Consider the following 18,758-nt stretch of genomic DNA (forward strand, 5'->3'; position numbering starts at 1 on the left):
ATTTTATTTCCCGGACCCCAGCCGGAGGTCCGCAATTACAGGGTAATGATCCGAATAGGGAAGCAGTTTTCGTTTATACTGCACTACTTCAAATTGTTTGTCAGGCATGATATAATCGATGCGGAGGGTGGGCGAAATATTCGAGAAAGTCCGGCCCAGGCCTCCATCCTTTTCCACGAAAGCATCCCTGCGGTTTCCCCGGATCCGGAAATAGGTATAAGAATTGGGAACGTCGTTGAAATCGCCGCAGATGATCTCAGGCACCGGGCATCTGTCCAGTTGGTTACGCACGATATCTACCTGGCTGCCTCTTTGCGTATAAGCCATGCGCAGTTTGCGGATCAGTGATTTGGAAGCTTCCACGATACTGTCTTCCGCATTCCGGATGATGTCTAAATCACGATAATCTTTTTTTTGAAGCAGCACAGACTGGAGATGGGTGGTATAGATCCTGATAGTTTGGCCATTCACATCCAGGTCGCAGGAGATCAGGCTTTCGGCAGCGCGTAATCTTACAGGCCCTTTGAAAACGGTGCGGTTGGAATCCAGGATGGGGTATTTGGAAAAGATAGCGCTTCCCATTTCAGTTCTCGCTCCTTCTTTCCCATAATCGATGGCGCGATAGAACCAGGGGTAGCCCATTTTCCTGATCTCTTTGTAGTTACTGTATGCGCCATTCGGTCCAGGTTCAAAATATTCCTGGAAGCAGAGCACATCTGCATTTTCGTTCCTGATAAATTCAAGCATTTCCTTGCGGTGGCTCTGGCGGCCTTTTTCACGGGTTTGTTCATCAAACCATTTCACATTCCAGGTGAGGATGCGGATTGTATTTTCTTTTTTCGATTCTTCAAAACCGGAAGCGAAATGAAAGCCCACCAGCGCGCGGATATTGGAATAGCCTAAAACAAGTGCGCCGAGTGAAAGAAAGATCCATTTTGATCTCACAAGGCTCCAGCCGACCAGGAAGATCAACGTTAGGAGTAAGAGAAAGGGAAAAGCCAGCCCGAGTATCGCAATGAACCACCATTTATCCGGATGGAGGAATGTATTGGCGCAAGCCATCAGAAAAACAGCTACCGTAATTATATTGGCAATAATGAAGAAACGCCTCGTGAAGGTTCGAATGGCCATTGCTTAAATTTACAACTCTTCATCTTCCGCAGCCCGTTTCAGTATTTCTTTTTCTTCTTCAGTGAGGTACCTGTAACCTTGCTGATTGATCTTATCGAGGATCTCGTCTATCCTCTTTTGGGTGATATTGGGGATCTTCTTGTAAGGCTGTGTTCCTTTTGAATTGTAGTAGAGATCGTCTTTTGCTGTTTTCTTCCAGTTTTTTCTATCGGGATTGAAGAGGTTGGTTGCCCAGTCGTATGCTTCATTCATCCAAAGGCTCCAGTCGTGCCCGCGTTTCAACTGGTGAATGAAGAGCCATCCCATTCCTGCTGCGCCGAGATGAGCGAGCAGTATTGGTGTATTCTGAATATTGATGCCGCGGCTGAAGGTAAGTGCAATGTAAACGAGTGTCAATATCCAGATGGGAATGCCGCCATTGATCATGGGGAAGATCCTGTAGTTCGGCGCCAGCACAGTGGTTCCGATGGCTATGGCCATTAGTCCTGCAGAAGCGCCTTCCAGCCTGAGCCCGGGAAGAGCGGGAGCCATGGCCGGCATCAGGTTTGCCACAGTGAGGAAGATCACTCCCCCAAGTAATCCGCCATAGATGAAGAGTGGTACAAGTTTGTTATTTCCGGTAAGGTCCTGGAAAATGAAACCAAAAGCCCAAAGCCAGAGAACATTTGCGATCAGGTCCCACACACCATCATGAATGAACATGTAAGTGAGCAACGTCCAGGGCCTGCTGAGAAAAGACCCGAAGCTACCGGGCATTCTGAACCAGTCCAGGATATTGGTGTAATACTCAATTTCCTGCCAGTCAGACATCTTGTAAACCAGGAATAGGAATTTGAAAATACAGAAGAGAATGGCGATCACCGCCAGCAACATCAGCAGGGCATTCCCATCCTGACCCAGTATCGTCTTTTTCTTATAACGGTTTTCCCGCAGCACGGAGTAAATTTTTGCGTGAATGTACAAAACACCGGTCAGATCAATAGCATCAACCTACCGGCTAATTGTATTAAACGTTTGATAATAGGTAATGTTTCCGGTTTTAATAAAATGTTCGCCGGTTATTCCGGTTCATGATGATCACCAGGATGAACCCGAAAAGCGCGCCGCCAAGGTGAGCAAAATGCGCTACACCACCTCCGTAGCGTGGATTAATGCCTCCGAACAGATCAATCAGCACATAAGCCACCATGGCATATTTCATTTTGATAGGAAAAGGTAGGGGGAAAATAAAAAGTTCCTGGTTGGGATTGAGATAAGTGAACCCAGCCATCACACCCATGATGGCGCCAGAAGCACCCAGCACCTGGATAAGCTGGATGGCAGCTACCCGGTATCTTGCAAGGCTTTCAGCCATCTCACCACTATTATATTTGCTCATCACAATATTCAATTCAACCTGGTTGGCGATAAGCTGTATGATTCCTGCACCCACACCACAGATAAGGTAAAAAAGGAGAAATCGTTTGGGGCCCCAGCGATTTTCCAGCTGTGTACCAAACATCCAGAGGATAAGCATATTGAAGAAGAGGTGGAAGAAATTTCGGGTATCATGCAGGAACATGTAGGAAACAAGCTGCCATACGCCGAATTCGGGCGAGCCCTGGTAGTGAAGCGCCAGCGGTGTTACCAGCGCATCTTTGAAAGTAAGCTCGGCCAGCCACATCAGCACATTGATAATGATCAGATTCTTGATAACGGGCGGTAATGGTTGAAAACCGCCGCCAAATCTCACATTTCCCATATTCCTGTTTCCTTTTTGATTCCACTAATATCGGCATGTTTGCCTGAATGGGCTAACAACCGGATCGATTTCTTGTTGTGTGAAGGTTATTTTTTCAATTTCAATTGCACCACATTCTCGATATGGTGTGTTTGGGGGAACATATCCACGGGTCTTACCCTGGTAACTTCGTATTTCTCCCCGAGCCTGTTGAGGTCACGGGCCTGGGTGGCTGGATTGCAACTCACGTACACAACCAGTGGCGCTTCCATATCCAGGATCTTCTGCACCAACTTTTCGTGCATGCCTGCCCGTGGGGGGTCGGTGATGATCACATCGGGTTTGCCATGATGGGCGAAAAAGGCATCGTCACAAATATCTATCACATCGCCGGCAAAGAATTCGGCATGGCCAATATTATTAAGTGCAGCATTCTCACGGGCATCATCAATCGCTTCTTTGATCACTTCCACCCCGATGATCTTTTTAGCCAGGCTGCTCACGAACAGTCCGATGCTGCCGGTACCACAATACAGATCATAAACAGTTTCTTTCCCGGTTAGTTCAGCAAACTCGCGGGTAACCTGGTACAATCTTTCTCCCTGGCGGGTATTGGTCTGGAAAAAACTCTTGGGCCCGATCTTGAAACGAAGGTCTTCCAGCTTTTCCATGATATAACCGTTGCCAATATACGCTTTCGGTTCCAGGTCGTAGATGGTATCGTTCTTCTTGGGGTTGATGGTGTAGAGCAGGGTAGTGATGGAAGGCACCTGCTGAAGCAGGTGATCGAATAATTTCTTACGCTCCCTGGCGTCTTCATAACCGAAGCAGACATTCACCATCACTTCTCCTGTTGTAACAACGCGGATGATGAGGGTGCGAAGCCATCCTTTGTGTTCGCGGATATCGTAGAAGGTGTAGCCCTGTTCCTTTGCGAATGCGCGGATGGTATTCTTGATGGCGTTGGCCGGTTCTTCCATCAGGTGACAGGTTTCGATATCGATGATCTTGTCGAACAGTCGCGGTACATGGAAGCCGAGAGCATCTTCCTGCTTCAGTTCTCCACCTGCATTGATCTCTTCAGTGGTGAGGTATCTTTTATTGCTGAATGTAAATTCGAGTTTATTGCGATAGCGGGAGGTTTGCCCGCAACCCAGGATGGGCTCCATTTCAGGGAGATCCACTTTACCGATCCTTTTGAGATTCTGGGCAACTTCCTGTTGTTTGTACAAGAGTTGTTTTTCGTAGGGAAGCATCTGCCATTTGCAGCCGCCGCATACGCCAAAGTGCTGGCAAAAGGGATCCACGCGGTCTTTGGAGAAGGATTGAAAATGGACCGCTTTACCTTCGGCCCATTCTTTTTTATTCTTGCTCAGGCGCACATCCACCACATCTCCGGGAACGGCTCCTTCGATAAAGATCACTTTTCCGTCTAATCTGGACAATGCCTTTCCTTCAGCCGCATAATCTTCAACCGCAATGCTTTGCAATACCATGTTCTTCTTTCTCATGCTGCAAAGATAGCGTCTACTCTTCTTCTTGTCCTTCCTTATATTTCTTTGCTGCTTCTTTGGCTTTCTCAAAATCCAGCACTACTCCATTAATGCAATAGCGTAGGCCAGTGGGTGGAGGGCCGTCGTCGAAAACGTGACCGAGATGGCTTTTGCAACGTCCGCAAAGTACTTCCGTGCGGCTCATACCATGGGTATTGTCTGGCTGATAAATGATGCTGCCCTTTGTAACGGGCTCATAGAAACTCGGCCAGCCGCAACCGCTTTCGAATTTGGTATCGCTTTTGAACAGCGGATTACCACATACAGCACAGTAGTAAGTGCCGATCTCTTTGGAGTGCTCGAATTTGCTGCTCCAGGGTCTTTCCGTTCCTTTCTGCCTTGCGATATAGTACACTTCTGAAGGCAAAATCTTTTTCCATTCTTCATCTGTCAGGTTCACTTTGCTGGAATCTGTGCGGGAATAAGCCGGGTTATTCTTTTTTGTGCTATCCATATTGTTCTTTTTCTGGTTGGGTGATGATGACTGTGAATAGCTGCACTGCTGCAATGCAGTCAGCATGAGGAGTATAAGGGGCAGAACCAGCGCCCTGTGCAGGTTTCGCTTCATGGTCATGTATTTATAACAAATTTACGCGCTGTATGTTTGATGGGATCTCCCGCAGTGAAAATTAACAGATGTTAGCGGATTGTCTAATGCTTTTTTAATCAGAAACCCCCGGATGTTAAAGGATTTCTAAAGATCATGGTTTATATTTGTCCCTTCACCAAGTGTAGCAGTACCATGTTCAATTTGATTCTATTCGGACCTCCCGGTAGCGGAAAAGGCACACAGTCAGAAAGGCTAATAGACCAATATGGATTGATCCATCTTTCAACGGGCAACCTGCTTCGCGAAGAGATCGCCAATCAAACCCAACTGGGTTTGGAAGCCAAAAGCTTTATGGATAAGGGCCAGCTGGTCCCTGATGAAGTGGTGATCGGCATGATCCGTTCCGCGCTGAAGTCCAACCCCGATGCAAAAGGATTCCTGTTTGATGGTTTCCCCCGCACGGTAGCACAGGCAGCAGCACTGGATAACCTGCTGGCTGAGCTGAGTGAAGAGATTTCCATTGTATTGGCGCTGGAAGTAAGCCAGGAAGAACTGGTGCAGCGCCTGCTTAACCGGGGTAAGACCTCCGGCAGAAGCGACGACACCAATGAAGATGTGATCCGCGCCCGCATTGTGGAATATGAAAATAAAACTTCTCCGGTTGCCGGCCACTACGCCCAATTCGGAAAAGTAAAACGCGTGAAAGGAGAAGGAAGTATCGATGATATTTTCAATTCACTCACCAGAGAGATCGAAGCAAAACAATCTGCATAAGTTTTTTGAGTTTGACAGTCGCTCGCCGGGAGGCGAGCGGGTGAATACCCTGCGATCAGCTATCAGACCTGAAAATTTTGATCCTATCTTTCAGTCTTGAACCAGGCATGAAGCGGTAAGCGGCATTCAGTCTAACATTACCGGTATTGATCCTGTATTTGCCAAACCCGCCTTTTGACTGGAAGGAATTGTTCACCCAGGTAATACTGATATTCATCCTTTCATTGCTGTAACCCAGGCCAGCCCTGTACATGAGGTCAGGACTGATGGAGGTCTTTTTCTCTGCCGCTCCATAGCGGATGTCTTTCTGAAAATTGATGGGAAAGCTTCCGGTGATGCCGCCCATCGCATACCAATGTTCCTTCCAAACAAACGTATAGGCATAACCGATTCCGGGGCCGATATCGAAGTAGCGGAATTTGGTAACGCCCCGCTGGTCGTATATTGCTTCCAGGGCTGATGGCACCAGGGCACTGTCGCCTTTGGTAGTTCCGTAATATACTTCTCCTCCAACCAAAAGGCTGCCTGCGGATTTCTTTTGCCATTCAGTTTGCAGCATGGCGGCGCGCATGCTCAGTTTATCCCAATCCATTATATAATAAGCCGCCACCCCCATATGCCTGACTTTGATATCCGGCCTGGTGTACCAGTTCTTTGCAGGTGCGGCTGTTCCTTCGGGATAGAGATAGAATCCTTTGTAGAATTGCCCGAAGATATCGATGCTCATCTTACGGGTATATACATGCGATTGCAGATCAAGATAACGCGTTTTGCCTTTTGAGTCATCGCCCTCGTTGAGAAAATCGAAACCATAGGCAAGATTGAGGGTGAACCAGCCATAAGTAGCGCCAACGCCGAAATTGAGGGTGGTATTGGGCCGGTAGCGAAGATCATCTTCCCGGTGTTTCGAGAGCAGGATGAGATTGGTGTATTTCTGAGAGAAATACACCCGACCCGTTACCTGGTCTGTGAAGGATTCATAATAATCGGAGTCATAATTTGCCGTTCGCTGCGCCGTGGCGGAAATACAGCCAGCCAGTAGCGCCATGAGAGTCCATCCTTTTTTCATTAATAGCTTATGCCGCATTGCGTTGTATCCGCTTTACGTGTTTACAATTGTATCCTTTTACAACTGCCATGCAAATTGCATACCCTTTGAAGGATGGATGATGGATGCGTATCAGTAAACGGCATCATAATCAGCCCGGACCTCTACTTCGGTGTATTTTCCTTTGGCAACGGTTACAGGAGCGATATTGTTTTTTTCATCGAAGAGGTTTGCGTAGAAGCGGTCGTCCTTTTTTACAAAAAGGGAATATTGGCCAGGCGGTAATTTCACTTTGAATTCGCCCTTCGTATCTGAGTTTACCTGTTTGATCAGTTTGGTATTGATGGCCGTATAGAAAGGCGCATGGGCTTCTGCACGGGTCACCTGGTTGATATTCGTCAGCTCATAAATATACAGGGTTGTCTGTAATGGGATTTTGGGCGGAAGCATTTGCCCGGGTGAAGGCATTTGGTTCCCTTTTACCAGGTAGATCAGGCCCTTGATCCCTCCTTTTTTACAGAAGATGCAGGTATAAGAACTTAAGACCGTTAGCATTAAAAATGCCAGCAGTGATAACCCAAGTTTTTTTCCCATCATAGCCATGTATTATTATTAAATTTAGGCAGAGCATTGGCCCATCGCCAACCAAATTATCGTTTTTTCAGTACATATTAAAAACTTTACATGCCCCGGAACAAATTTACTCTATTAGTGATAGTGTTATTGACCAGCGGCCAGGCATTTTCTCAATCCAGAACACAAACAGAACTGCTGCGAAAAGCCGGAGAACAGCAAGCTGCAAAGGAACGCAGCGGCTACGACAGGCTGCAAAAGCTGGCCGCACAAAAGAACTGGCCCGTTAGCGTGAGCCGTAAGAATGGAGGTATCGCATTGTTAACAGGGACCGACCGCTATGGAAATCCGGTTTATCTTACTACAGAAAGCAACCAGGTAGCAGCAGCCACCATCGGCACCAATAAACTCTGGGAAGGAGGCGCACTCGGCCTTACACTCAGTGGTAACTCCAATGCCGTCAAGAACAAAATGGGCCTTTGGGATGGCGGCAAAGTACTCGCCACCCACCTGGAGCTCACCGGCAGGATCACCAATATGGACAATACCGCCAATAGCGACCATGCCACCCACGTTGCCGGCACCATGATGGCAACAGGCGTGAACCCCAATGCTAAAGGCATGGCCCACAAAATGCAGTCCATGAACGCGTACGACTTCAACAACCATATTTCTGAAATGCTCAATGCCGCCACCACCCTGCTGGTATCCAACCACTCTTATGGGGAGAGGGCAGGATGGGAATACAATGAAACGCAGAGCAGGTGGGAGTTCTGGGGCCCATTTGATCAAAATGAAGATCCCCGCTTCGGTATGTATACAGATGAGACGCAGATGTGGGACTCCATCGCTTACAATGCCCCTTATTACCTGATCGTAAAATCATCGGGAAATAAAAGGGATGAGAATGGCCCGGCTGTTGGAGCAGAAGCATGGCGCTACAACTCAAGCAATGTTATGACCAAAATCACAGGTGGCCGCCCTTCCGGGATCAGCAGCAACAACAGCTACGATATCATTTCTTCTTACGGCACTGCCAAGAATATTCTTACAGTAGGTGCTGTAAACCCTGTTCCAACCGGCTACTCATCCGCCAGCAATGTAGTGATGAGCAGCTTCAGCAGTTGGGGCCCCACTGATGATGGCAGGATCAAACCTGATGTTGTGGCCGATGGCGTTGGCCTCACTTCATCAATCGCCACCGCCAACAATGCATATGCAACCTATAGCGGCACTTCCATGGCCACTCCCAATGTAACCGGCTCCCTGTTGCTGTTACAGGAATATTACGTTCAACAGCATCCCGGCACATTCATGCGCGCTGCCACACTGAAGGGCCTCACCATTCATACTGCAGATGAAGCTGGCCCCAATCCCGGGCCCGATTATATGTTCGGATGGGGACTTGTGAATGTTGCCAAAGCCGCCCTCGTGATAAAAGATGATAACAGCCCGGCAAAGAAACAAGTGATCAAAGAAGAAACGCTTAATAACGGAGATATCTATACGTTTCCGGTGATCGCTTCCGGCAGCGGACCACTGGTGGTGACGATCAGCTGGACTGACCCCAAGGGGAGCATCCAGGATGCCGATGCTCTGAATGATGCAACCCCCAAACTTGTTCACGACCTGGACCTTCGGGTGACCCAGTCCACCAATACTTTCAGTCCCTGGATACTCAACCCAACCAACAGGCCTGCTGCAGCAACAACCGGAGACAATAAACTGGACAATGTTGAGAAGATCGAGATCAACAATCCCATTCCGGGCCAGACCTATACCATCAAGGTAACGCATAAGGGCACACTGGAACGTGGCTCACAGGCATTCTCACTTATCGTCAGCGGAGTGGGCGGCGCTGCCATCTGTGCTACATCCGGTCCCACAGATGCAAATGGCGCACGCATCAATAGTATCAAATTAAGCAACCTGAATTTTACCGCAGCCAACACCAGCACTTGTACTCAATATGTTGACAATACCGGCTCCACTGCGTCTGTGGAAACGAATACCAGCTATCCCACTACGCTCATTGCAGGCACCTGCGGCGGAGAGAACCTGCCTGCGATCGCCTACAAAGTATTTGCCGATGTGAACAGCAATGGTGTTTTCGATGCATCAGAATTATTGTACACCAGCAGTGCCGTTACACCCGGCACGCCCACACATACATTCAATTTCAACCTGCCTTTGCCTGCCAGCATTACAACCGGCCAGTCGATTCTCACCAGGATCGTGCTGTCAGAAACCAGCAATGCTGCCGGCATCACAGCCTGCGGAAGCTATGCAAAAGGTGAAACGCACGACTTCATTATGAAAGTGATAACGCCTTCCAAAGAAGTAGGCGTATCTGAGATCATTTCTCCTTTCGACGATGACTGCGCAACTGGTCCCCAGTATGTATCCATCCGCATCCGCAATACAGGCACCCAGGACCAGAGCAATGTTCCTTTCTCGCTCAAGATCAGCAAAGGCGGAGCATCTGTGCTCAACACCACCGGCAGCTTCCCGGGAGTTGTAAAAAGCGAAGGTGATGTGGTGTACACCGTTCAAACGCCTTTCACTCCTGAAGCCGGCGCTACCTATGAAATAGAAGCCGCTACCACCCTGGCTAATGACCAGGATGCCAGCAACAATAAAACAGTGGCAACCATCAATATGGCACAGGCCAGCACCAATCCAACAGGAGCAGAAGCAGAGATCTGCAACAACAATACAGTGAATTTCAAAACGCCCAACACAACTAATGATCTCTACTTCTGGTATGATGCATCCAACGCCACCGCGCCAATTGCTGCCGGCACCAAAACCAACAGCAATGTGATCACGGCAGGCAAGAAATATTTTGTAGAAAAGAACAGCGCCAATATTAGAGTTGGACCGGCCACCAATGGCACCCTCAATACAACAGGCTCCTACTGGCCCAACAATCTTTACTGGATGACCTTCACCAACAATGCCCCTGTGATGATCGAATCCGTGAAGCTGTACATCAGCAAAGTGAATACCTCCAGGAAAGTATCGGTGCTGATCGGTAAGAACCTGAAATATGAAAACAACCAGCTTTCGGTTACTCCTGAAGCAATCACGGAGATCGATGTATACTCCACACATCCAACTCCAGGCTCAACTGTTTATTCAGCGAACGACAATGGAGCTGTATTTCAGGTGAACCTTCCCGTTACCACTACCGGAACACACGGCATTATGATCTACCAGGAAGAAGACAATGCCAATGCGGCCACTTTCTTTGCCAACACCAATCTTACCACTAATCCTTACCCTGCCGGAGTGAACGGGGTATTCAATTTAACGGGCAATATCAACTCGCAGCTCCCTTCCAACGATGCTGCGAAATTCTACTATGTTTTCTACGACATGAAGCTGCGCTTCATCAATTGCGCCAGCGCCGGAAGAACTGAAGTAACCGCTACAGACGCCGCTGCAGCGCCAATAATCAGCGTATCAAACAATAAGCTGGTCAGCAGCGCCGCAACCGGTAACCAGTGGTATAATGGCAATTCCATCATCATCGGCGCAACCTCCACGGAGTATACCCCCACTATCAGTGGCAAATACAAAGTGATTGTTACAAACAGCTTCGGATGCGCTCAAACATCCAATGAGCTGGATTTTGTGGTTACTTCCATTCCCAATGTTGATCCATCCGCCATCGGCCTGAGAGTATTACCCAACCCAAGCAGCGGAAGATTTGTAACCGACTTCACCGTAACACGGAAAGCTGATCTCAATATCACTATCCTGAATACACTCGGACAAAAAGTGTATGAGAACAATTATCCCGGATTTGTGGGCAGGTTCAACAAGACTATCGAGGCATCACATCTCACAACCGGTGTATACATGCTGAGGATCCAGCACGATAACAAGAGCTACCTCTCCAAGCTGTTGATCAGGTAAGCATCTCCGGTATATGACATTAAATTTTCAAAAATTCCCGGCCATCTGCTGGGATTTTTGTTTTTATGTATCAGTTATCTTTATATTTATCATAACCAAATCATTCATCTATGGGTAAGTTTATCACTAAAACCGGAAACGATGGCCAGTACTATTTCAACCTCAAAGCAGACAACGGCCAGGTGATACTTTCAAGTGAAGGATATACCACGGCTGCTGCACGCGCCAATGGTATCGAATCCGTAAAAAAGAATGCCGGTAATGATGGCAATTACGACAGGCAGGAATCCAGCAACGGAAAATTCTATTTCAATCTGAAAGCCGCCAATAGCCAGGTGATTGGCAAGAGCCAAATGTATGAATCTGCGCAAGGCAGGGATAATGGTATTGAATCCGTGAAATCCAATGCACCTTCCGCATCCACAGAAGAAGAATAAGCTTGAATCATAAAAGGCAGCATTACTGCTGCCTTTGTTCATTTCAGTTCCCCGGGAATCACTTCCACTGTTAGCCTCCTGCCACTCCTGAGTACATCCAGTTTCACAGCTTGTCCGATAAAAGCTTCCGTCAGTTGTTTGTGCAGGTCATCCACGGAACCTACATGCGTTTCACCGATGGCCACAATGATATCACCGTTCTGCAGTTGACGGTTGTATGCAGGGCCGTCTGCTTCCAGTTCAAAAACGTACACGCCTGTTCTCTTTTGCAGCTTATTGGCCGCCATCATGCGTTCCGTTAAGTTCACCTGCTGACCGGCGATACCGAGGTAAGCGCGCTTGACCCTACCGGTCATGATCAGCCGACCGGCAACATACGCCGCCAGGTTGGAGCTGACTGCAAAACAAATTCCATGTGCGGTAGGGATCATGGCCGTATTCACACCAATCACCTGTCCGGAGGAATTGACCAGCGGTCCGCCAGAGTTGCCCGGATTGAGACTGGCATCTGTCTGGATCACATCGTCTATCAGTCTTCCATTGCTGGCACGCAGTGTTCTGCCCAGGGCGCTCACCACGCCGGCTGTTACTGTATGCTGAAGGCCCAGCGGATTACCGATAGCCACTGCAATCTGTCCGGGTTGTAATTGGGCAGAGTCCGCAAACGATAATGCTTTCAGGTTGTTCTCATAGATCTTCAGCACTGCAATATCAGTAGAGGGGTCTGTTCCTTTCAGTTCCGCTACCACTTTCCTGCCATCAGGGAAAGAAACCCTGATGTCTTTCGCCTGTTCGATCACATGATTATTGGTAACAATAAAACCATCGGAAGAAATGATAAAGCCCGAGCCGCTGCCCGGCGCATCGCGCTGCTGGCGGGTCCTGGGGTCTGCGATCGTTTTGATCACTTCAATATGCACAACCGATTCTGCGGTTTCGTGCACCACGCGGGTAATAGTGCCGGAATAAGCATCCAGCAAACCCTGGTCAGCATGCTGAACCAATTGTAGAGGATAGTCGTTTTCCATATTATCTATTCCGTTCAAATGCTGAACCAATCCGTTTATCTGACAGGCTGACACCAATTTTTATGTAAATTGTGCTATTATGCCCATTAATAAATAACCTTTAGTATGAACCAGCAGCAAGTGAATTTCCTGAAGAATGAAGCAGTTTTCCACCTGAAGCACCTGGCGCCAGATGCCAAAGGAGCCTGGGGCAAGATGAATGGCCAGCAAATGGTGGAACATATGGCCGGTATGATGAAAGTTGCCAATGGCAGCATCCATCATACCGCCCTTCCCGATAAGGAAAGAATGGCGAAAGCATACGCATGGTTGATGACAGACAAACCTTTCCGCGAGAACACCATCAATCCATTGCTTCCCGAAGAGCCCAACCCAACGGAATACAATACCATCCAACAGGCCATCGAAGCATTACAGAAAGAACTGGACCACTTCTTTGAAGTGTTTGAATCCACACCCGGCCTGAAAATAGAGAACCCTATTTTCGGCAACCTGAACTTCGAAGAGCAGGTGCAGTTACTGTACAAGCATTTTCAACACCACCTGAAGCAATTCGGGCTGATCAATGCCTGATCATGATATTCAAAAAGCACAAAAGCCTGCATTCATGATGAGTGCAGGCTTTTTGCATTATTATCTTTTTACTACTTTTTCAACAGGGAATCTGCTTTGCTCAGGCTGCCGAGAATTTGATCACGAACGACAACCACTTTCTGCAGCTCACTCTTAAGATAACTGATGCTCGCTGTTGGACCAGAGGCAGAATCCAGGTTGAAACCTTCCATCCACTCATTCATTCCCTTCTCCGCATTGATCAGCTGCTGCTGAAGGGTCATCACTTCCTGTAGATATGCTTTGTCCTGCTTTGCAGCTGGTAATTTCTGAATACTGTCGATTTTCGATTGCGCTACACCGTTATATTTTTTCAAGGCTCCCATTTTCGCCATCCCCACATCATGCCCATCCATCACCTGGTGATAAAGCGAATCCGTTTCTGTTTTGGGTGCTGTTGAATACCCGTCTTTTCTTTCAGCAGCATTGTCCTGTGCATTGTTACAGGCCAGGACCATCATACTGATCACAGCCAGCGAAGCAATTTGTTTTATCATACTTTGTGTTTTTTACACAGCGGAGAGCTACCAGTTTCCGCCGTTCCCGGCAAAAATACATGTCTGTTAATAATAATGATAATTCCGGCCGGATTTATTGCTTTGCAGTATTTTCGTGATATTAACTTGCTATATGATAAAACTCGAAAACTACGTGACCGGCAAATGGATTTCCGGCGATGGAGAAGGGCAGACATTATACAATGCGGTTACCGGCGCAGCGCTGGGGACCACTTCCACAAAAGGGCTTGATTTTGCCTCTGTACTGGAATATGGTAGAATGAAGGGCAATCCCGCTCTGCGGAAAATGACCTTTCATGAAAGAGGGCTGATGCTCAAGGCACTCGCACTGATGCTCCGCGAACATTTACCTGAACTGTACAGCCTTAGCTATCAGACAGGCGCTACCAAAGCAGATAGCTGGGTTGATATTGAAGGCGGTATTGGTAATTTGTTCTCCTACGCATCCCTGCGCAGGAAATTCCCCAATGAATCTTTCGCTGTTGACGGAGAGCCGGTTTCTCTCAGTAAAACCGGCAGTTTCATGGGCCATCATATTTTAGTTCCCAAAGAAGGCGTAGCCATTCACATCAATGCATTCAATTTCCCTGTGTGGGGCATGCTGGAAAAAATAGCGGTAAATCTCCTGGCAGGTATGCCGGCTATTGTGAAGCCGGCAACAGTAACATCCTATCTCACAGAAGCTGTAGTGAAAAAGATCATTGCCTCTGGCATCCTGCCCGATGGCGCTCTCCAGTTACTGGTTGGCTCCGCCGGTGACCTGCTGGACCATGTTACCGAACAGGATGTGATCACATTCACAGGCTCCGCTTCCACCGGCAAAATGCTGAAAGCACACCCACGCGTACTCGCGGAAAATGTTCCATTCACTATGGAAGCAGATTCCCTGAACTGTATCGTGCTGGGAGAAGATGTTACACCGGACATGCCGGAGTGGGACATCTTCGTGAAAGAAGTGAGAAAAGAAATGACTACCAAGGCCGGACAAAAATGTACAGCCATCCGCCGCATTTTTGTTCCTGAAAATAAAATGGAAGATGTGTGGAAATCGATTGGCAAAGCGCTCAGTCAAACCACCATCGGCAATCCTGAAAATGAAAAAGTGCGCATGGGCTCACTCGCCGGACAAAGTCAGCGCGAGGAAGTGATGGCGCAGGTGCAGAAATTGCTGGCATCATCTTCCATCCTTTATGGTTCGCTTGACAGTGTTGAAGTGATCGATGCCGATGCAAAGAAAGGCGCATTCATGAGCCCGCTGTTACTGCTCAACCAAAAACCCTTTGAATCAAAGGAAGTACATGAGGTGGAAGCCTTCGGTCCTGTAAGCACCATCATGCCTTACAAATCCCTGGAAGAAGCCACCATCCTGGCCAAGAAAGGAAAAGGCTCACTGGTATGCTCAGTTGTAACGGCCGATAATAAAACTGCGAAAGACTTTGTACTGGGAGCTGCATCGCATCACGGACGTATCCTGGTGCTCAACCGCGAAGACGCCAAGGAAAGCACAGGCCACGGCTCTCCTTTGCCTATGCTGGTGCATGGCGGCCCGGGACGCGCGGGTGGAGGTGAAGAGATGGGCGGCGTAAGAGGCGTGAAGCATTATATGCAACGCACTGCCATCCAGGGATCACCTTCAGCCATTACCGCTATCACCAACGTTTACCAGCAGGGCGGCGCCACACAGGAAGACGAAAAGCACCCATTCAGAAAATATTTTGAAGAACTCCAGATCGGAGACACGCTTCACACGCATAAGCGCACTGTTACTGAAGCAGACATCGTGAACTTCGCCAATGTGAGCTGGGACCACTTCTATGCTCATACCGATCACACTTCACTGGAAGGCACCATTTTTGAAAAGCCTGTAGCACATGGTTACTTCATTCTTAGTGCAGCAGCAGGATTGTTTGTAGATGCGAAGAAAGGTCCCGTGATGTTGAATTATGGACTGGAAGAATGCCGCTTCCTCAAACCCGTTTATGCAGGCGCTACCATCGGCGTTCAACTCACCTGTAAAGAAAAAACGGAGCAGGAAAAGAAAAGCGAAGAGGATATTGCAAAAGGAATTGTGAAGTGGCTGGTGGAAGTTACAGATCAACTGGGAGAACCGGTTGCCATTGCCACCATCTTAACTATGGTAAGAAAGAAAGATCAGGGCTAATTCATAAAATATTTATCTATGATCAAAGAAGTTCAGCAAGGCCATGTAAAGGCCGAAACGCATAATGGTGTTACTACCATCGAGTTCTTTCACCCTCAGAGCAATTCATTGCCCGGCAAACTGCTGGAAGAACTGGCGCATGTGATCCATGGTGCAGGCAATGAAAGCGATACCAAAGTGATTGTGCTTCGTTCTGCAGGTGATAAAGCATTTTGTGCAGGCGCCTCCTTCGATGAACTGGTAGCTATTCAAAATAAAGAGCAGGGACTTGAATTCTTCAGCGGCTTTGCGCATGTGATCAATGCCATGAGGAAATGCCCGCAGTTCATCATAGCGCGTATCCATGGTAAGTGCGTGGGTGGCGGTGTAGGCATCGCCGCTGCGGCAGATTATGCTATTGCAGTAGAAGGAGCAGATGTGAAATTAAGTGAACTGGCGGTTGGCATTGGCCCGTTTGTGGTTGGCCCTGCGGTGGAAAGAAAGATCGGTACTGCGGGTTTCGGGCATCTTGCCATCGATGCCACCATGTGGCGCAATTCAGACTGGGCCAGGAGGAAGGGATTGTTTGCAGAATTGCACAACAGTGTTACTGATATGGATGAATCCATTGCACGCCTGGCGCATACTTTGTCGCACTCCAGCCCGCAGGCCATGCATGAGTTGAAGAAGGTTTTGTGGAAAGGGACCGAACATTGGGACCAGTTGCTGATAGACAGGGCTAAGATCAGCGGAGAATTGGTGTTGAGCAGCTTCACAAGAAATGCAATTCAGGAATTCAAAGCGAAAGCGAAAAAGTAAATATATACCGGGAGCAGTCACTCAGCCAGCTAAGAGTAACTGCTCCCGGATAATTTTCGATTGGGTATCCCCGTTATTTCAGGTGTTTTACTCCAGTAATCTTTGGTTGGTTTCCGGAAAGATCCATGTAAAGTTCAAGCCAGTGGCTGTTTTTCTCTCGTATAACCCTGTAACAGGCCACCATTCTATTTCGTCCGTTTTTTTCATAGGCGCCAAATCCGAAAAAAGGAGACTTTCTGGTTACAGGACCATTTTCTACCTGGTGATCCTTTAAATAAGTGATAAATTGTTGTTTGGCGGAATCGGCTTCTCCGCCATCTATTGTTTCCACCAGTTGATCAAATCTGGCTGAATCGTAAAGGTCCATCACAGTTTCGAATTTCTTCAGCAGGGAATCAAATCTTATCAGACTTTTCACCTGAATGGGATACTTGTACTCCATCGTATCATCTTTGATCACGATATTGATACCCGTAAACTTTACATTTTTTTCCAGCGGTTTATAGAAGGTGTAAGCTATTCCTCCGGCAGCTATCGTTTTGTATTCCTCATCACTGGAATTCAACAGGGGACTTCCCTCTAGCGTGAGCTCAACATATTTCGATTTTCCTTTCGATATAGATTCACTTACTCCATAGGTGTAACTTATTTTTCCCTGGTATCTTTTCACCACTTCTTCCGCGGATTTCCTCATTGCCGGGTCAGGCTTGACATTGGAGAGACCGCAGGACAAGCCTCCCAGACAAAGGGTAAGTAACAGGCAATAGGACAGTTTCATTGATTGATGAGTTTTTTGGTGGGAGGCTGATAATGTAAAATAGTAAAACTATTGTTGAGCGTCAGCACCCTTCAAATAAAAAAGCAGGACTCTGGTAAGAATCCTGCTTCAGTATAGTTTTTTATCGAACTAAATATTCAATCCCCCGCAAACGCTCAGCACCTGGCCAGTAATGTAGGTGCTCATGTCTGAAGCAAGGAACAATGTTGTATTGGCGATTTCTTCACCACTTCCAAAACGGCCGAGAGGAATCTTTTCGAGGAATGCCTTGCTGGCGTCTCCGTCCTGGAGATAGTGGGTCATATCGGTTTCGATAAAACCGGGAGCGATGGCATTGCAACGGATATTCCTGCTACCCAGTTCATGTGCGATGGACTTTGTAAATCCGATGATACCGGCCTTGCTGGCTGCATAGCTAGCCTGTCCTGCATTTCCGCGGATACCTATGATAGAGCTCATGTTGATGATGCTTCCTTTCTTTGCTTTCATCATGGGGCGGATCACTTGTTTGGTGATGTTGAAAACGCTATTCAGGTTGATTTTCATAACATCGTCCCATTGTTCAGGCGTCATGCGAAGCAGGAGATTGTCTTTGGAGATACCTGCATTGTTCACGCAAACGTCGATGGTGCCGAATTCTTTTACTACATCATTCACAAATTGCTCACTGGCTGCATAATCGCCGGCATTGCTTTTATAGGCTTTGGCTTTTACGCCGAGTGATTCAAGTTTCTGTTGAAGCGCTGCTGCCTTGTCTGCGCTGCTGTCGCTTACATAAGTGAAGGCGATGCTTGCGCCCTGTTCGGCCAGTTTCACTGCAATCGCTTCTCCGATTCCGCGGGCTGCGCCAGTTACGATAGCAACCTTATTGTCGAGTAGTTTCATGGTTGGTTGAATTTTTATAAAACGAGCACAAATAAAGTGAATTTATGCAATACGTGGGCGAAATAATTATTGTGCAGGGTTGAGGGATTTTGGCTGAGAATGCAGGGCAGTGCAGGGTTTGTGGAGGGGCAGCAGGGTGTGTGCAGGGGCAGTGCAGGGGCAGTGCAGGGTGTGTGGAGGAGCAGTGCAGGGTGTGTGCCAGGAGCAGTGCAGGGTGTGTGGAGGAGCAGTGCAGCGTGTGGCCAGTCGCTCGCCTCCCGGCGAGCAATGT

Annotated in this window: 18 protein-coding genes; 6 read left to right on the forward strand and 12 right to left on the reverse strand. The window is 47.9% G+C overall.

Annotated features, from left to right (window positions below):
- Positions 1 to 3: 3 nt before the first annotated feature.
- The 5 genes from D9Y29_RS25290 to msrB all read right to left on the reverse strand — a co-directional run bounded on the left by D9Y29_RS25290 (position 4) and on the right by msrB (position 4,972).
- Positions 4 to 1,131 carry an endonuclease/exonuclease/phosphatase family protein gene (locus tag D9Y29_RS25290; RefSeq protein ID WP_127133041.1) on the reverse strand — a complete coding sequence of 376 codons (1,128 nt, stop codon included), beginning with the start codon at positions 1,129 to 1,131 and terminating at the stop codon, positions 4 to 6.
- Positions 1,132 to 1,140: 9 nt separating this feature from the next.
- Complete coding sequence (locus D9Y29_RS25295) at positions 1,141 to 2,067, reverse strand: rhomboid family intramembrane serine protease (protein ID WP_127133042.1); 927 nt, start codon at positions 2,065 to 2,067, stop codon at positions 1,141 to 1,143.
- Positions 2,068 to 2,170: 103 nt separating this feature from the next.
- Positions 2,171 to 2,872 carry a rhomboid family intramembrane serine protease gene (locus tag D9Y29_RS25300; protein ID WP_127133043.1) on the reverse strand — a complete coding sequence of 234 codons (702 nt, stop codon included), beginning with the start codon at positions 2,870 to 2,872 and terminating at the stop codon, positions 2,171 to 2,173.
- A gap of 86 nt (positions 2,873 to 2,958) precedes the next feature.
- Positions 2,959 to 4,362, reverse strand: coding sequence for a 23S rRNA (uracil(1939)-C(5))-methyltransferase RlmD (gene rlmD / locus D9Y29_RS25305; protein ID WP_127133044.1), 1,404 nt, complete (start codon positions 4,360 to 4,362; stop codon positions 2,959 to 2,961).
- Between the two features lie 16 nt (positions 4,363 to 4,378).
- Positions 4,379 to 4,972, reverse strand: coding sequence for a peptide-methionine (R)-S-oxide reductase MsrB (gene msrB, locus D9Y29_RS25310; RefSeq protein ID WP_241238041.1), 594 nt, complete (start codon positions 4,970 to 4,972; stop codon positions 4,379 to 4,381).
- Between the two features lie 174 nt (positions 4,973 to 5,146).
- Here msrB and D9Y29_RS25315 point away from each other — a divergent pair, with 174 nt between their 5' ends.
- Positions 5,147 to 5,728: an adenylate kinase gene (locus D9Y29_RS25315; RefSeq protein ID WP_127133045.1), complete on the forward strand. Its 582-nt coding sequence runs from the start codon at positions 5,147 to 5,149 to the stop codon at positions 5,726 to 5,728.
- A gap of 55 nt (positions 5,729 to 5,783) precedes the next feature.
- Here D9Y29_RS25315 and D9Y29_RS25320 read toward each other — a convergent pair whose 3' ends face one another.
- Entirely contained in the window at positions 5,784 to 6,797 is a 1,014-nt protein-coding gene (locus tag D9Y29_RS25320) for a DUF4421 domain-containing protein (protein WP_164735549.1), read from the reverse strand.
- Between the two features lie 111 nt (positions 6,798 to 6,908).
- A complete protein-coding gene (locus tag D9Y29_RS25325) occupies positions 6,909 to 7,373 on the reverse strand; it encodes a hypothetical protein (RefSeq protein WP_206513873.1) in 465 nt (154 codons plus the stop codon).
- An 87-nt stretch (positions 7,374 to 7,460) separates the two neighbouring features.
- On the opposite strand from D9Y29_RS25325, the gene D9Y29_RS25330 reads away from it, so the two are divergent.
- Both D9Y29_RS25330 and D9Y29_RS25335 read left to right on the forward strand, forming a co-directional pair.
- Positions 7,461 to 11,270: a S8 family serine peptidase gene (locus D9Y29_RS25330; protein ID WP_127133047.1), complete on the forward strand. Its 3,810-nt coding sequence runs from the start codon at positions 7,461 to 7,463 to the stop codon at positions 11,268 to 11,270.
- Between the two features lie 110 nt (positions 11,271 to 11,380).
- Positions 11,381 to 11,707, forward strand: coding sequence for a YegP family protein (locus D9Y29_RS25335; protein WP_127133048.1), 327 nt, complete (start codon positions 11,381 to 11,383; stop codon positions 11,705 to 11,707).
- Between the two features lie 38 nt (positions 11,708 to 11,745).
- On the opposite strand, the gene D9Y29_RS25340 is transcribed toward D9Y29_RS25335, so the two are convergent.
- Positions 11,746 to 12,753, reverse strand: coding sequence for a S1C family serine protease (locus tag D9Y29_RS25340; RefSeq protein WP_241238042.1), 1,008 nt, complete (start codon positions 12,751 to 12,753; stop codon positions 11,746 to 11,748).
- Between the two features lie 87 nt (positions 12,754 to 12,840).
- Here D9Y29_RS25340 and D9Y29_RS25345 point away from each other — a divergent pair, with 87 nt between their 5' ends.
- Positions 12,841 to 13,308, forward strand: coding sequence for a hypothetical protein (locus D9Y29_RS25345; protein WP_127133049.1), 468 nt, complete (start codon positions 12,841 to 12,843; stop codon positions 13,306 to 13,308).
- Between the two features lie 71 nt (positions 13,309 to 13,379).
- Here D9Y29_RS25345 and D9Y29_RS25350 read toward each other — a convergent pair whose 3' ends face one another.
- On the reverse strand, positions 13,380 to 13,844 hold the full coding sequence (locus D9Y29_RS25350; RefSeq protein ID WP_127133050.1) for a viral A-type inclusion protein: 465 nt from the start codon (positions 13,842 to 13,844) through the stop codon (positions 13,380 to 13,382).
- Positions 13,845 to 13,977: 133 nt separating this feature from the next.
- Here D9Y29_RS25350 and paaZ point away from each other — a divergent pair, with 133 nt between their 5' ends.
- The gene (gene paaZ / locus D9Y29_RS25355; protein WP_127133051.1) at positions 13,978 to 16,026 is read left to right on the forward strand and encodes a phenylacetic acid degradation bifunctional protein PaaZ; all 2,049 of its coding nucleotides are present in this window, start codon (positions 13,978 to 13,980) and stop codon (positions 16,024 to 16,026) included.
- A gap of 18 nt (positions 16,027 to 16,044) precedes the next feature.
- The gene (locus tag D9Y29_RS25360) at positions 16,045 to 16,824 is read left to right on the forward strand and encodes an enoyl-CoA hydratase/isomerase family protein (RefSeq protein WP_127133052.1); all 780 of its coding nucleotides are present in this window, start codon (positions 16,045 to 16,047) and stop codon (positions 16,822 to 16,824) included.
- A 73-nt stretch (positions 16,825 to 16,897) separates the two neighbouring features.
- On the opposite strand, the gene D9Y29_RS25365 is transcribed toward D9Y29_RS25360, so the two are convergent.
- The 3 genes from D9Y29_RS25365 to D9Y29_RS26715 form a co-directional block, all read right to left on the reverse strand.
- The gene (locus D9Y29_RS25365; RefSeq protein WP_127133053.1) at positions 16,898 to 17,602 is read right to left on the reverse strand and encodes a hypothetical protein; all 705 of its coding nucleotides are present in this window, start codon (positions 17,600 to 17,602) and stop codon (positions 16,898 to 16,900) included.
- Between the two features lie 129 nt (positions 17,603 to 17,731).
- The gene (gene fabG, locus D9Y29_RS25370; RefSeq protein ID WP_127133054.1) at positions 17,732 to 18,487 is read right to left on the reverse strand and encodes a 3-oxoacyl-[acyl-carrier-protein] reductase; all 756 of its coding nucleotides are present in this window, start codon (positions 18,485 to 18,487) and stop codon (positions 17,732 to 17,734) included.
- 14 nt (positions 18,488 to 18,501) lie between these two features.
- Positions 18,502 to 18,758: hypothetical protein (locus D9Y29_RS26715; RefSeq protein ID WP_206513874.1), on the reverse strand; the 257-nt coding region annotated here is incomplete at its 5' end.

The organism is Pseudoflavitalea rhizosphaerae (assembly GCF_003991355.1).
In the GTDB taxonomy this organism is placed as follows: domain Bacteria; phylum Bacteroidota; class Bacteroidia; order Chitinophagales; family Chitinophagaceae; genus Pseudobacter; species Pseudobacter rhizosphaerae.

What these genes read in the sequence shown, in the direction of transcription:
- D9Y29_RS25290 (WP_127133041.1), bottom strand. Translation starts at nt 1,131, where the DNA reads ATGGCCATTCGAACCTTCACGAGGCGTTTCTTCATTATTGCCAATATA.
- D9Y29_RS25300 (WP_127133043.1), bottom strand. Translation starts at nt 2,872, where the DNA reads ATGGGAAATGTGAGATTTGGCGGCGGTTTTCAACCATTACCGCCCGTT.
- rlmD (WP_127133044.1), bottom strand. Translation starts at nt 4,362, where the DNA reads ATGAGAAAGAAGAACATGGTATTGCAAAGCATTGCGGTTGAAGATTAT.
- msrB (WP_241238041.1), bottom strand. Translation starts at nt 4,972, where the DNA reads ATGAAGCGAAACCTGCACAGGGCGCTGGTTCTGCCCCTTATACTCCTC.
- D9Y29_RS25315 (WP_127133045.1), top strand. Translation starts at nt 5,147, where the DNA reads ATGTTCAATTTGATTCTATTCGGACCTCCCGGTAGCGGAAAAGGCACA.
- D9Y29_RS25320 (WP_164735549.1), bottom strand. Translation starts at nt 6,797, where the DNA reads ATGAAAAAAGGATGGACTCTCATGGCGCTACTGGCTGGCTGTATTTCC.
- D9Y29_RS25325 (WP_206513873.1), bottom strand. Translation starts at nt 7,373, where the DNA reads ATGATGGGAAAAAAACTTGGGTTATCACTGCTGGCATTTTTAATGCTA.
- D9Y29_RS25330 (WP_127133047.1), top strand. Translation starts at nt 7,461, where the DNA reads ATGCCCCGGAACAAATTTACTCTATTAGTGATAGTGTTATTGACCAGC.
- D9Y29_RS25335 (WP_127133048.1), top strand. Translation starts at nt 11,381, where the DNA reads ATGGGTAAGTTTATCACTAAAACCGGAAACGATGGCCAGTACTATTTC.
- D9Y29_RS25345 (WP_127133049.1), top strand. Translation starts at nt 12,841, where the DNA reads ATGAACCAGCAGCAAGTGAATTTCCTGAAGAATGAAGCAGTTTTCCAC.
- D9Y29_RS25350 (WP_127133050.1), bottom strand. Translation starts at nt 13,844, where the DNA reads ATGATAAAACAAATTGCTTCGCTGGCTGTGATCAGTATGATGGTCCTG.
- paaZ (WP_127133051.1), top strand. Translation starts at nt 13,978, where the DNA reads ATGATAAAACTCGAAAACTACGTGACCGGCAAATGGATTTCCGGCGAT.
- D9Y29_RS25360 (WP_127133052.1), top strand. Translation starts at nt 16,045, where the DNA reads ATGATCAAAGAAGTTCAGCAAGGCCATGTAAAGGCCGAAACGCATAAT.
- D9Y29_RS25365 (WP_127133053.1), bottom strand. Translation starts at nt 17,602, where the DNA reads ATGAAACTGTCCTATTGCCTGTTACTTACCCTTTGTCTGGGAGGCTTG.
- fabG (WP_127133054.1), bottom strand. Translation starts at nt 18,487, where the DNA reads ATGAAACTACTCGACAATAAGGTTGCTATCGTAACTGGCGCAGCCCGC.